General features: G+C 73.6%; 10 protein-coding genes and 1 pseudogene. 5 read left to right on the top strand and 6 right to left on the bottom strand.

Going from position 1 to position 12,933, the window contains the following annotated elements:
• Position 1: 1 nt before the first annotated feature.
• Positions 2-1,924: an ATP-binding protein gene (locus AB0M46_RS30210; RefSeq protein WP_363341426.1), complete on the top strand. Its 1,923-nt coding sequence runs from the start codon at positions 2-4 to the stop codon at positions 1,922-1,924.
• 83 nt (positions 1,925-2,007) lie between these two features.
• Here the strand turns inward: AB0M46_RS30210 and AB0M46_RS30205 are convergent, their stop codons facing one another.
• The 4 genes from AB0M46_RS30205 to AB0M46_RS30190 all read right to left on the bottom strand — a co-directional run bounded on the left by AB0M46_RS30205 (position 2,008) and on the right by AB0M46_RS30190 (position 7,085).
• Entirely contained in the window at positions 2,008-4,035 is a 2,028-nt protein-coding gene (locus tag AB0M46_RS30205; RefSeq protein ID WP_363341424.1) for a glycosyl hydrolase family 28-related protein, read from the bottom strand.
• Positions 4,036-4,327: 292 nt separating this feature from the next.
• Positions 4,328-5,596 (bottom strand): adenosylmethionine--8-amino-7-oxononanoate transaminase, encoded by a 1,269-nt coding sequence (locus tag AB0M46_RS30200; RefSeq protein WP_363341522.1) that lies wholly within the window; start codon positions 5,594-5,596, stop codon positions 4,328-4,330.
• Positions 5,597-5,624: 28 nt separating this feature from the next.
• Complete coding sequence (locus AB0M46_RS30195; protein ID WP_363341422.1) at positions 5,625-6,035, bottom strand: VOC family protein; 411 nt, start codon at positions 6,033-6,035, stop codon at positions 5,625-5,627.
• Positions 6,036-6,119: 84 nt separating this feature from the next.
• Positions 6,120-7,085, bottom strand: a complete 966-nt coding sequence (locus AB0M46_RS30190; RefSeq protein ID WP_363341421.1) for a DUF5937 family protein — start codon at positions 7,083-7,085, stop codon at positions 6,120-6,122.
• A 67-nt stretch (positions 7,086-7,152) separates the two neighbouring features.
• Between AB0M46_RS30190 and AB0M46_RS30185 the strand changes: the two genes are divergently transcribed.
• The 4 genes from AB0M46_RS30185 (at position 7,153) to AB0M46_RS30170 (ending at position 11,272) form a co-directional block, all read left to right on the top strand.
• Positions 7,153-8,394 (top strand): MFS transporter, encoded by a 1,242-nt coding sequence (locus tag AB0M46_RS30185; protein ID WP_363341419.1) that lies wholly within the window; start codon positions 7,153-7,155, stop codon positions 8,392-8,394.
• An 87-nt stretch (positions 8,395-8,481) separates the two neighbouring features.
• Positions 8,482-9,126, top strand: coding sequence for a LysE family translocator (locus AB0M46_RS30180; RefSeq protein WP_363341417.1), 645 nt, complete (start codon positions 8,482-8,484; stop codon positions 9,124-9,126).
• A 3-nt stretch (positions 9,127-9,129) separates the two neighbouring features.
• On the top strand, positions 9,130-10,341 hold the full coding sequence (locus AB0M46_RS30175) for a DUF6596 domain-containing protein (RefSeq protein WP_363341520.1): 1,212 nt from the start codon (positions 9,130-9,132) through the stop codon (positions 10,339-10,341).
• 67 nt (positions 10,342-10,408) lie between these two features.
• Positions 10,409-11,272, top strand: a complete 864-nt coding sequence (locus tag AB0M46_RS30170; RefSeq protein ID WP_363341415.1) for a hypothetical protein — start codon at positions 10,409-10,411, stop codon at positions 11,270-11,272.
• Between the two features lie 180 nt (positions 11,273-11,452).
• Here AB0M46_RS30170 and AB0M46_RS30165 read toward each other — a convergent pair whose 3' ends face one another.
• Positions 11,453-12,850 (bottom strand): ferredoxin, encoded by a 1,398-nt coding sequence (locus AB0M46_RS30165; RefSeq protein WP_363341518.1) that lies wholly within the window; start codon positions 12,848-12,850, stop codon positions 11,453-11,455.
• A pseudogene (locus AB0M46_RS30160) lies at positions 12,833-12,933 on the bottom strand (ABC transporter ATP-binding protein); the annotation flags it as partial. The gene AB0M46_RS30165 and the pseudogene AB0M46_RS30160, both read right to left, overlap by 18 nt.

Genomic DNA, 12,933 nt, shown 5'->3' with positions numbered 1-12,933 from the left:
CATGAACCAGCCGCGCGCCGCGATCGCCGCCGCCGGGGTGGCCGCCCTGCTCCTGCTCCTGGTCCCGATGCGCGGCGGCGACGCGCCGCTGCTGCTCAATCTGCCGCTGCGGGGCTCACCGGCCGGCCTGGCCGAGACGGCGGCCCCGATCATCCCCGTCATCGCCGGGCTGCTGGCGCTGCGCCGGTGGCCGTGGCTGCTCGCCGCCGCGGCGCTGATCACGCTGGCCACGACGGTGTCGAGCCCGGCCGGCGCCCCCGAATGGCTGCTCCTCCTGCAGCCGGCCGCACGGCCCCTGACCGTCATCGCCCTGTTCGCCGCTGCCCAGTCCCTGATCGGTCGGGGCCACACCCGGCTCGGCGCGGTCCTCGCCGGGTCGAGCGTCGCCGTCGCCGTGATCGCCTCGGCTTCCTCGGAGCCGTGGTGGTTTCGGACCCAGGGCGGGATGTCGTACTGGTACGTCGCCTTCGCCGCCGTCGCGCTGGCCGCCCTCGCCCCGGCGGTCTGGCTGCTGCGCTCCGGCGACGAGGCCGCGCGCCCGGGCGGCATCCTCTCCCGGCCCACGATCGCCGGCGGCCTGGCCGTCGCCCTGGCGATCCCGCTGAGCCTGATCACGACCGAGCGGCTGGCCGAGCTGGTCGGCGTGGATGAGTACGAGCTGTACCGCCATGCCTACGCCGCGGACGCCATCATCGCCGCGGTCACGCTCGCCGTGGTGGCCGTCCTGGCCGCGATCGCCGGGCCGTGGCCCCTCGGCGGCGCGCTGACCGCCGCGCTCGCGCAGCTCGCCGCGGCGGGCCCGCTGCTGATGGCGATGTCCGCGCTACAGGCGTCGCCGGCGCCGTGGCTGGCCGTCGTGGGCGGCCTGGCGCTCGGCGCGGCGCTCGCCGCCGCCCGCCGGCGCGTTCCCCTCGCCGCCGCGGTCACGGTGGCCGCCGCGGTGGCGCTGCTCATCGCCTACTCCGCGACGATCGGCCACCCGGAGAAGCTGGCCGGCCAGCAGCGGGTCATCCCCGCGATACTGATCGCGGTGCTCGTCACGGCGGCCGTGGTCGCCGTCGTCGGCGCCACGGCGACCGCCGTGGCCCCGAGCGGGACCGCCCCGGCCACGCTGGGCCCGCTGGCCGGCGTGCTGGCACTCAGCGGCATGCACGTCGTCGACTCCGGCTACTTCACCGGCTCTGGATTGGCCCTGAAATCGCTGCCCAGCCGGGAGTACCTGGGCGTGTCGATCTGGCTGCTGTTCGTCGCCGCGGCCGCGGCCGGCGGCCTGGGCCTGGCCCGGCACTGGTCCGACCGGCGGACCGAGCGCCGCCTGGCCGAGCAGATCCGCCGCGAGGCCGCCGAGGCCGAGCGCAACCGCCTGGCCCGCCCTATCCACGACGGCGTGCTGCAGGTCCTGGCCCTGGTGCAGCGCCACGGCGCCGATCTCGGCGGCACCGGCGCCGAGCTGGCCAGCCTGGCCGGCGAGCAGGAGGTGGCGCTGCGCACGCTGCTCAGCGGCGGCGCGGCCGTCCCGCCCCCGCGGGGTCGCGCCGAGCCGGGCGACCTGCGCACCACCCTCACCGCGCTGGCCTCGCCCACGGTCGAGGTGGCCGCGCCCGCCGGCCCGGTCCCGTTGCCGCAGCCGGCCGCCGCCGAGGTGACCGCCGCCGTCGAGGCCGCCCTGGACAATGTCCGCCGCCACGCCGGCCCGGACGCGCGGGCCTGGGTGCTGCTGGAGGACGAGGGCGACGGCGTGCGCATCACGGTCCGCGACAACGGCGCCGGCTTCGACCCGGCGCGGCTGGGCGAGGCGGCCGGGGAGGGGCGGCTCGGCGTGGCCCAGTCCATCCGGGGGCGCATCGAGGATCTGGGCGGCACCACCGACGTCTTCAGCCGCCCCGGCCAGGGCACAGAGATCGAGCTCTGGGTCCCTCGCTGACCGCGAACAAAAGCGCCCCCGGCCAGCACGGCCGGGGGCGCCTCGTGGTGCGAATGCGTCAGAGCAGCAGAAGCGTCAGATCATCACCAGGGCGCAGGCGCCGGGGGAACCACGACCGGCGGACGGTCGTCGCAGGTGATGGTGTTCGGCAGCTCCCACGACGCCATCCACGGACCCGTGGTGCCGCCGCCGTCGTTGCCGCCCAGGTCGACCAGGGAGAACTCCGAGCCGGTCGGCTTGAAGTTGAACGCGCCGCAGTTGTTCACGCCGACCGCGCCCACGTTGCGGGCATCGACGTTCTCGAAGGTGGCGGAGCCGCCGGCGCGGGCCGAGACGACCGAGGTGCCGGTGCCGTCCACCTTGATGTCCTTGAAGTGGACGTTGGTGATCGTGTACTGGTCCTTCACCGGCCAGTCGACGACCATCATGATCGCGTTGTAGGTGTTGTCGAGGAAGTTGTCGCCAACGACCTGGATGTTCGCGTCGATGTTGCGCTCGAGCGCGAAGAGCCAGATCGCGCCCAGGCCGATGTTCCAGTTGAGCTCGTAGGTCCCGGCCCGGACCGTGGTGTTGTTGGTGATGGCGATCGTGCCGGCGAAGGGCTGGGCGCCGAAGCGCGTGCCCAGGTGCAGGGCGCTGCCCTCGCGGATCGGGTCGGCCACCAGGTTGTTGGAGACCGTGATGTCCTTGCCGCCGTAGATCGCAATGCCGTTGGCCAGCGTCGGGGTCTGCACGGTGTTGTGGTCGAACGTGTTGTTCGCGTCGGCGGTCGTCTCCGACCACATCGCCAGCGCGTCGTCGCCCGTGTTGCGGAAGAAGCTGTTCGACACGGACGAGTTGGTGACGCCGAGGTGGAAGTTGAGGCCGTCGGCGATCTGGTCGACCACGGTGGTGTTGGTGACCTTGGTGTTGTTCATCGGGCCGTCGAACCAGAGGCCGACCTTCGTGTGCTGGATGTACAGCCCGTCGATGGTCGAGTCCGACATCGCCCCGCCGATCCCGTTGACCTGGTCGGTGTCGATGCGCTCGCGCACGTCACCGATGATCGAGAAACCGGAGAGGTGGACGTTCTTGCTGCCGCCGTCCTGCGCGTACTTGCCGTAGAAGCCGACCCCGGTGTGGACCGAGTTGTCCGGCAGCGGCTTGCTCAGGGCGACCTCGTGGCCCTTGATGATCGTGTACCACGAGCCGGCGCCCTCGATCGTCACGTTGTCGACGATGATGTGCCGGTTGACCTGGTACGTGCCCGGCGGCACGTACACCTTGAGGCGCGTCAGCTTGGCGAAGGCGATCGCCATGTCGAAGGCGTCGGCCGAGTCGCGCTTGCCGGTCGGGTCCGCGCCGAAGAACAGCACGTTGGACGCGATCAGGTTGACCTTCGGCGCGCCGACGAGCTCGGAGTCGAGCAGGTCGATCGCGGTCCAGGCGGCGTTGCTGCCCGCCGGAACCTGCAGCCGGACCTTGTCGCCCGCCTTGTAGGTCTTGCCGAGCAGCAGGCGCTGCTCGTCGTACATGTGGAACGGGCGGAACGGCTTGCTGATCTGCGGCGCCGGCGTGGTGAAGGCGGGCACGCAGCCGCACTCCGTGATCCACCAGTCGCTGTGCAGCAGGTCGGCGTTGGGGTTGTTGGAGAACGGGTACTGGTTGTACAGCCAGGAGTACTGCGAGGTCAGCGTCATCGTCTGCTTGGACTTGCCGTTGACCGTGACGTCGAGCGGCGCGGTGATGCCCCCGCCGTTCGGCGCGTCCGGGATGCTGTACCGGACGTTGATCGCGTTGGCCGCGCTGGGCAGCGTGAACTCCACCCACTGGCCGGGCGTGAGCTTGACCGCCGACCGGCCCGACGCCTCTGCCGCCAGCGTGTACGGCGTGCGGTCGGGACCGATGACCACCCCGTTGGTCTGGGCGCGCTCCGCCTCCTGCTCCGCGAAGCCGACGCTGGCCCCCCGGCCCGCGACGAGCGCGGGGTTCAGGGCTGCCCGCGTGACGGCCGGCGAGGCCGAGGCGGCGTGCGCGGCGGTGCCACCGGCGACGACGGTTCCTAAGCCGATCAGGGCCGCCGTCGCCGCCGCGGACCACCGCGGTGGTGTTCCTGTGGTGCTCCGTGACATCGAATGACTCGTTTCTCTCGGGAGGGCGCACGCCGAGAACGCATCGAGGTGGGCGGACGTCGAGCGGGGGGCGATGGGGTGATTGCACCTCGGACGCTCGAGGCGGGGGCGGACGCCGTGAGTGAGGTGACAGTAGGTCCGCCGCACCACCTTGCACAAGGTCCCGCGACATAATTGCGTAACACTGCCGCGTTCTTGCACGGCACGTTGTCCCAAATGGACGAACTAACCGACTTCCGCAGCCGCGATCACGCGCGGCAAAGGCAACGGCGCATTGTCCCGAAAGGACGAACTAACCGACTTCCGCAGCCGCGACCACCGCGCGGCAAAGGCGCACGAGTTCGTCGTCCCCGGTGACATACGGGGGCATGGTGTAGACGAGATCGCGGAAGGGCCGCAGCCAGACACCGTGATCAACCGCGGCCCGGGTGGCCGCGGCCATGTCGACGTCGTGGTCGAGCTGGACCACGCCGATGGCCCCGAGGACGCGCACGTCCCGCACGCCGGGCAGGGCGCGGGCCGGGGCCAGGCCGTGGATGAGGCCGGCCTCGATGCCGGTCACGGCGCCCGCCCAGTCCCCCGAGAGCAGCAGCTCGATCGAGGCGTTGGCGACGGCGGCGGTGAGCGGGTTGCCCATGAACGTCGGGCCGTGGGCCAGCACCGGCATGTCCCCGCGGCTGATCCCGGCGGCGACGCGCGGGACGCACAGGGTGGCACCCATGCTGAGGTACCCCCCGGTCATCGCCTTGCCGATGCACATGACGTCGGGCGCGACCCCCGCGTGGTCGGCGGCGAACAGGGCGCCGGTGCGCCCGAAGCCGGTGGCGATCTCGTCGAACACGAGCAGCACGTCGTGCTCGTCGGCCAGTTCCCGAAGCGCCGTGAGGTACCGCGGGCTGTGGAACCGCATCCCGCCCGCGCCCTGCACGACGGGCTCCACGATGATCCCGGCGATCTCGTCGCGGTGCGCGCGCAGCAGCGCGTCGAGCTCCTCGACGTAGGACGGGTCGTACTCGACCGGCGGCATCGGGGCGAAGACCTGCTCCGGCAGCACCCCGCGCCAGAGGCTGTGCATCCCGCCGTCGGGGTCGGTCACCGACATGGGGTGGAACGTGTCGCCGTGGTAGCCGCCGCGCCAGGTCAGCATCCGGCGCTTCTGCGGGCGGCCCAGCGAGAGCTGGTACTGCAGGCACATCTTGATCGCGACCTCGACGGCGACGGAGCCGGAGTCGCAGAAGAAGACGTGCGCGAGCGGCCCGGGCGTGATGTCCACGAGCGTCCTGGCCAGCCGGACCGCGGGCTCGTGGGTCAGCCCGCCGAACATCACGTGGCTCATCCGCCCGAGCTGGTCGCGCACCGCGGCGTCGAGGACGGGGTGGGCGTACCCGTGAATCGCCGCCCACCACGAGGACATCCCGTCGACGAGCTCGCGCCCGTCGGCAAGGCGCAGCCGCACGCCCGAGGCCGACGAGACCACCAGCGGTGACTGCGTCGCCGGCATCGGCGCGTACGGGTGCCAGACGTGCTCACGGTCCAGCGCGATCAGCTCGTCGGGGTCCAAGGTCACGGACCCGACACTATGCGCTGGGTCAGCCCTGCGGCTGGGTGATGTTCACCATCCACTGGATGCCGAACTGGTCGGTGCAGGAGCCGAACTCGTCGCCCCACAACTGCTTCTCCAGCGGCACGGAGACCTTGCCGCTGGACGACAGCTTCTCCCAGTAGCCGCGCAGCTCGATGGCGTTGTCGCCGCTGATGCTGATCGTGATGTTGTCGCCGGGGTTGACCGTCATGTTCGGCGGCGTGTCCGAGGCCATCAGGTGGTAGCCGCTCGACGACTCCAGCTGTGCGTGCATGACCTGGTCGGCGATGGCGGGGTCGCCGCCGTACTCGCCGAACGTGTTGATCCGCAGGTCGCCGCCGAAGACGGCCTGGTAGAACTCCATCGCTTGTCGGGCGTTGCCCCGGAAATTGATGTACGGGTTGAGCCTCGAAGTCACAGCAAACTCCCTTGTCGTGTGACGGGCGCGATACCCGCAGCCTAGTTCGCCGCGGCACCGCATCCGCCCGGTCGAGGGCACATGTCACCCCTGTGCGGCCAGGGCGTCACCGAGCGCGGTGCGGCGGTAGAGCACCGAGCGCCCGGACCGGGCCGGGCGCACCAGGCCGGCCCGCCGCAGGACGGCCAGGTGGTCGCCGACCGCCCCTACGGCCAGGCGCAGCCGGGCCGCCAGCTGGGTGGTGCTGGCCGGCGAGTCCAGGGCGAGCAGCAGCCGGGCCCGGGATCGGCCGAGCAACTCCCCCAAACCGGTCTGAGCAGGCGATTCCTCCCACAACGCCGCCACGCCGCGGGCCGGGTAGACCAGCGCGCGGCGCCAGGGCGGGTCGGTGAACGCGCCGAACCTGGGCCAGATCAGCGCCGAGGGCACCAGCAGCAGACCCTGGCCGTCGGAGGGGACGGTGCGGCCCCGGTCGTGGGGCGTGTCCAGCTCGAGCGCGCCGTCGCGCCAGCGCAGGTCGGGGTGCAGGCCGTCGAAGGCGGCCGCCCAGCCGCCCTCGCCGAGCCGTCCGGCGCGGTGCACCACGTCGCTCTCGCAGATCGCGCGCAGCTGTGGCCAGTCGGGGGCGAGCAGGGCCAGCCAGGCCGACTCCAGCGCCGCGGCCAGGCGGTCGACCACGTCGGCGGAGTGGAGCACGCGAAGTACCGAATCCGGGATCCTCGGACCCTGGGCGAGGGCCCTCGCGATCTCCCGGCGGGCCACCGGCAACGGCGTCGCGCGCACGGCGTCGAGGTCGGCGGTCCAGGTCTGCTGCAGCCCGGCCGGGGGCGGCCCGATGAAGTCGGCGCCGTAGGCGGCGGTGTGCAGCGCGACCACGGCGTCGAGCTCGGTCTGCGCCCGCAGGCGGTCGAACTCGGGCCGCAGCCGTGTGAACCGGCCCAGCGGCGCCAGCCCGGCCAGCTTGCGCAGCAGGCCGCCCAGCTCGAACAGCGGCGACACCCCGAAGCGCGTGTGCAGCAGGTCGGCCGCGTCGACCTCCAACCGCAGCATGCCTTCGACCTTACGTCGAGGGACGAAACATTAACCGCCCAAGGTGTACGTCCCGGAGCCTGGCGACATGACGACGTACTCCGCGGTGCTGCGCGACGGCACGTTCCGGGTCCTGTTCGGCACCCGCACGCTGAGCATCCTGGCCGACACGCTGCGGATCGTCGCGCTCTCGCTGCTCGTCTACGCCGCGACCGACTCACCGGCCCTGGCCGCCCTCGCCTACGGCATCGGCTTCCTGCCCCAGCTGCTCGGCGCCGGGCTGATCGGGGCGCTGGCCGACCGGGTCCGCCCCCGCCGCCTGATCGCGCTGGGCTACCTCGCCGAGGCCGCGGTCGCGCTGCTGCTGGCCACGGTGGCGCTGCCGGTGTGGGCCGCTCTGGCCCTCGTCGCCGCGGCCGCGCTCATCACCCCGGTCTTCAACGGCGCGCAGAACGCGCTGGTCGCGGCCACCCTGCGCGGCGAGGCCTACGTGCTGGGCCGGTCGCTGGCCAACGTCGCCTCGTCGCTGGCCCAGCTGGTCGGCCTGGCCGGCGCCGGGCTCGCGGTCGCCACGCTGGGCGGGCGGCGGGCCATGCTGCTGGCGGCGCTGGGCCACCTGATCGCCGCCGCCTGGACCCGGCTGGGCCTGGCCGACCTGCCGGCGGCCGGGCGCGGCAACGACAAGAGCCTGGCCGCGGCCAGCTGGCGGGGCAACCTCGCCCTGCTGCGCGACCGGACCGTGCGCCGGCTGCTGCTCGTGCAGTGGCTCCCGCCGGCCTTCATCACCGGCGCCGAGGCGCTCATCATCCCCTTCGCCGCCGGGCGCGGCTTCCCGGCCGGCGCGGCCGGCTGGCTGCTGGCCGCCATCCCGGTCGGCATGATCGGCGGCAACCTGGTGGTCGGCCGGCTCGTCGGGCCGGCCCGCCGGGAGCGGCTGGTGCCCGCGCTCATCGCCCTCATGGGCCTGCCCTGCCTGGCCTTCGCCGCCCCGGTGCCGTGGCCGCCGCTCATCGGCGCGCTGGCCGTGGTCGGCGTGGGCTTCGCCTTCGGCCTCGGGCTGCAGGAGGCCTTCCGCGACGCGCTGCCGGAAGAGGGCCGCGGCCAGGCCTTCGGGCTGTTCTCCACCGGCCTGATGACCGCGCAGGGCCTACTGCCCGCGCTGGCCGGCCTGCTCGCCGAGGCGCTGCGCCCCGGCGTGGTCATCGCGCTGCTCGGCGCGGCGACGCTGGTCACCGCGGGAGGCGCGACCCCAGGGTTTGTACGTCGACAGCACCGTCGCGAACAGCAGCAGCGAACTGATGACCAGGTTGAGCCGCTGCTGCTGACCTAACGCCGCGCCGAGGGGGCCGCTGGGTGAAGAGCCTCCGACGGCGGATTGGCCGTTTCCACCGGCCGCCGGGCCCGGCAGGGTGGGGCCATGATCTCCGTCGGTGCGGTTGTCGGCGTGACCCTCGTGGCGCTGGGCATGGTGCTCACGCCCGGGCCCAACATGATGTACCTCGTCTCCCGCAGCATCACCCAGGGCCGCCGCGCCGGGCTCACCTCGCTCGGCGGCGTCGCCGTCGGGTTCGGCGTCTACCTGGCGCTGGCCGCCACCGGCCTGTCCGTCGTCTTCGCGGCCGTCCCGGCGCTGTACACCGCGGTGAAGCTGGCCGGCGCCGGGTACCTCGCGTGGCTCGCGTTCCAGGCGGTGCGCCCCGGCGGCACGTCGGTCTTCGCCCCGGTCGAGCTGCCGCCGGACTCCAACCGGCGGCTCTTCGCGATGGGCCTGATGACCAACCTGCTCAACCCGAAGGCGGCGATCATGTACGCGTCGCTCATCCCGCAGTTCGTGGACGTGCGGGCCGGGCACCTGGTGGCCCAGGCGTTCCTGCTCGGCGGGGTGCAGATCGCGGTCAGCCTGCTGGTGAACACGGGCATCGTCTGCGCCGCCGGGGCGATCGCCGCTTTCCTGGTCAAGCGGCCGGCCTGGCTGCGGGTCCAGCGGTACGTCACCGGCGCGTTGCTCGGCCTGATCGCGGTACGGCTGGCGACCGACAAGGCGCGGCCCGCGGTGGTGTAGTTGTTGGGTGTGACGGTCGAGGAGGCGCTGCGGGCGCTCGCGCCGCAGGTGCTGGGCATCCTGATCCGGCGGCACGGCCAGTTCGACGCCTGCGAGGACGCGGTGCAGGAGGCGCTGCTGGCCGCGGCGCTGCAGTGGCCGTCCGAGGGGATGCCGGCCAACCCGCGCGGCTGGCTCATCACCGTCGCCGGGCGCCGTCTCACCGACCAGTTCCGCTCCGACGACGCCCGCCGCCGGCGCGAGGCCGCCCTCGCCGGCCTGGCGCCCGAGCCGTCCGACACCGTGCCGGACCGCGACGACACCCTGACCCTGCTGTTCCTGTGCTGCCACCCGGCCCTGTCGGCGGCCTCCCAGCTGGCCCTCACCCTGCGCGCGGTCGGCGGCCTGACCACGGCCGAGATCGCGAACGCCTTCTTCGTCCCCGAGGCCACCATGGCCCAGCGCATCAGCCGGGCCAAGGCGAAGATCAAGTCGACCGGCGCCCGCTTCGCCCCGCCGCCGCCCGAGGAACGCCCGGCCCGCCTCGAGGTCGTCCTGCAGGTGCTGTACCTCATCTTCAACGAGGGCTACATCGCCTCCTCGGGCGCCGACCTGCAGCGCGGCGACCTGACCGCCGAGGCGGTCCGGCTGACCCGCGAGGTGCACCGGCTGCTGCCCGACGACGGCGAGGTGGCCGGCCTGCTGGCCCTGATGCTGCTCACCGACGCCCGCCGCCCGGCCCGCGCCCTCCCGGACGGGACCCTGGTCCCCCTGGCCGACCAGGACCGCGCGGCGTGGCTGCGCCCGATGATCGACGAGGGCACCGCGCTGATCACCCGCACCCTGCCGCTGGGCCCGCCCGGCCCCTACCAGCTGCAGGCCGCCATCGCCGCCGTGCACGACGAGGCCGCGCGGGCCGGGGACACCGACTGGCGGCAGATCCTGGCGCTGTACCAGCTCCTGACCCGGGTCGCCCCGAACCCGATGGTGACCCTGAACCACGCCGTGGCGCTGGCCATGGTGCAGGGCCCGGAGGCCGGCCTGCGGCTGCTGGCCACGCTGGACGGCGACGATCGGATGGCCGGCCACCACCGGCTGGCCGCGGTCCGGGCGCACCTGCTGGAGATGTCCGGCGCCCTGCCCGAGGCCCGCGAGTGGTACACGCTGGCCGCCAGGCGCACGACCAGCCTCCCCGAGCAGCGCTACCTGTCTTCGAAGGCCGCGGCGCTGGCCTGACTCGCCGCTGTTCGGCGTGCTGAGATTTGTTGGACCAGCGGTTTCGTTGCTCGCCTACCATCGACGGGTGCTGTACGTCGCGTTCGACGACTTCGGCCGCTGCCTCGTCTCGCGGGACGACCCGGCGCCGGGCGGGACCGCGCAACGGGCCGACTACGACGGCGTGGTCGTCATCCGGCTCTCCGGCAACGAGGGCAACGACCGGGCCCGCACCGCGCCCGACCTGGCCGGCACGCGCCTGCTCACCGGCAGCATCCTGGCCATCGTCGCCGGCGCCACCGTCACCGCTTCCGCGCTGATCAACCCGCTGCTCATGCTGCCGGTCGGCGCGGCCGCCGCGGTCTACGTCGGGCGGCGGCACAACGCCGCCGCGGCCGGGCTGGAGCGCCGGTGGGCCGAGCGGCACCGGATGCTCGCCACCCGCCCCGAGGTGGCCCGGTTCCGCAAGGGCTTCGACGCGGCCCGCACGATCCTGGTGGCCTGGCCGTTCCTGGCCGATCTGGTGCAGATCCCGTCGCCCCGCGGCGAGGTCGCGGCGTCGCTGTGGACGCTGGCCGGGCTGCTGAGCGAGCACGCGGACCTGGCCGAGCAGCACGCCGCCCTCAACGACGCCCGCCTCGGCGCCCTGCCGCCCGAGGCGCCGGTGCGGGCGGCCCTGGAGGAGCGGCTGGCCCTGGTCGAGCGCTCGCAGCAGCGGCTCAGCGCCGAGATCGACCGGCGCCTGGAGTCCCTGACCACGCTGGCCGCCCGCTGCGCCGGCTTCGTGCGCGAGGAGTCCGCGCTGCATGCGGCGCACGAGGCGGTACGGCGGGCCGACGAGTCCCTGCACCGCCTGACGCCCCCGGAGGTCCTGACCCACACCCCGGACGAGGCCCAGGAGCTGGCCGAACGCACAACGGCCATCATCTCCGCCTACCGCGAATTACGCTGATAAGCCGTGAGGAGCCCTACGAGGGCTCGATAAGCCCCGAATCGCGATAAGTCGGGCGCTCCGCGCCGCGACTTATCCGACTTATACCCCGTCAGGTTATAAGTCCGAAATGCCGTGGCGCGCCAGCGCCCGACATTTCGTGCAAAAACAGTGAGACCGGGACTCTCCCATCACACCTGGTCAGTGCTTGGGCGCTGCCATGCGCAGGGCCAGGGCCGGGCACATCGCCACGGCCTGCGTGGCGACGGGCTCGAGCCGCACCGGCACCGGCGCGTCGAGAAGGGCCGGATAGCCGTTGCCGTCCAGCCGGATGAGGTCGGGGGCGACGTCGGCGCACAGGCCATGCCCGTCGCAGCGGGACCAGTCGACGTGCAGCCGCCGGTTGCCGCCCTCGTCGCGGGCGGCCGGCACCGGCAGCACCCCGGCGACCGGGCGGCCGCAGTCGCCGGACCGGGCGTGGCGGGCGAGGTCCTCGGCGAAGACCTCGAGGGCGGAGGTGGCGAAGCCCGCCGTACCGTCGGGATGGCTGCAGGCGCCGCGGCCCTTGACCGCCGCCGCGGCCGCCCGCACCACGGCCGGGTCGCCGGCCCCCGAGGCGAGCCCGTCCACGGCCCGGGACAGGTCCGGCAGGCCGAGCCGGCACGGCCCGCACTGCCCGGCCGACTCGGCCGCGAGGTAGCGCACGACCCGGGCCACCTCGCCGACCGGGCAGGTGTCCGGCCCGAGCGGCAGCACGATGCCTGCGCCGAGCGAGCCGCCGGCCGCGGCCAGCCCGCGGCGGGAGACCTCGGCCCGGCTCGCGGCGGCCATGTCCAGCCAGCGGCCGTGGAAGCCGCCCGACAGCACGGCCGGCCCGGCGGGCACGGCGCACAGGTCGAGCACGTCGGCCAGCGGGGTGCCGGTCGGGCACTCGACCACGGCCGGGTGCCGGGCGCTGCCGGTGACGCTGAGCAGCACCGTGCCGGGCTCGTCGGCGTCGCCGGCCTCCTGGTAGCGCCGCGGCCCGGTCCGGGCGGCGATCGCCAGCTGCGCGAAGGTCTCGGCGTTGGACAGCAGCGTCGGCTGCCCGGCCACGCCGCCCTCGCTGGCCCGGCGCTTGATGCCCGGCGGGATGTGCGGCAGGCCGTTGATGCCCTGCACCAGCGCGCCGCCCTCGCCCGAGATGAATCGATGCGGCACGCGTACCACCCGGGCCGACACCGGCAGGTCCCGCTCGGCCACCGCGGCCAGCAGGGACGACTCGCCGACGCCGTCGTCGGCGACGCACACCACGATCTCCACCGCGCGCAGCGCCCAGGCGACCAGCGCGGCGCCGTCGAGGATCAGGTGCGGCGCGCGGGTCAGCAGGACCTTGTCCTTCCAGGCCGCGGGCTCGCCCTCGGTCGCGTTCACCACCACGAAGGGTGCGGGGCCCCGCCGCTCCACGGCGTCGGCCACGGCCCGCACCTTCTTGGCGAACGGGAAGCCGGCGCCGCCGCGGCCGGTCAGCTTGATGCCCTCGGCCAGCTCGATGAGCGCGCGCTGGGACAGCGGGCCGACCGGGCCGTGCACCTGCCGGTGTGCGCGCAGGTCCGCGATGAGATTGAGATTTTGGAAGACGTAGCCGATCCGGTCGCGCCGCAACCGTGCCAACTCGGTCGCGGTCAGGCTGCCCAGCGCGA

It is taken from the genome of Dactylosporangium sp. NPDC051485 (genome assembly GCF_040682015.1).
GTDB lineage: Bacteria > Actinomycetota > Actinomycetes > Mycobacteriales > Micromonosporaceae > Dactylosporangium.
This window is presented reverse-complemented; position numbering and strand designations above follow the sequence as displayed.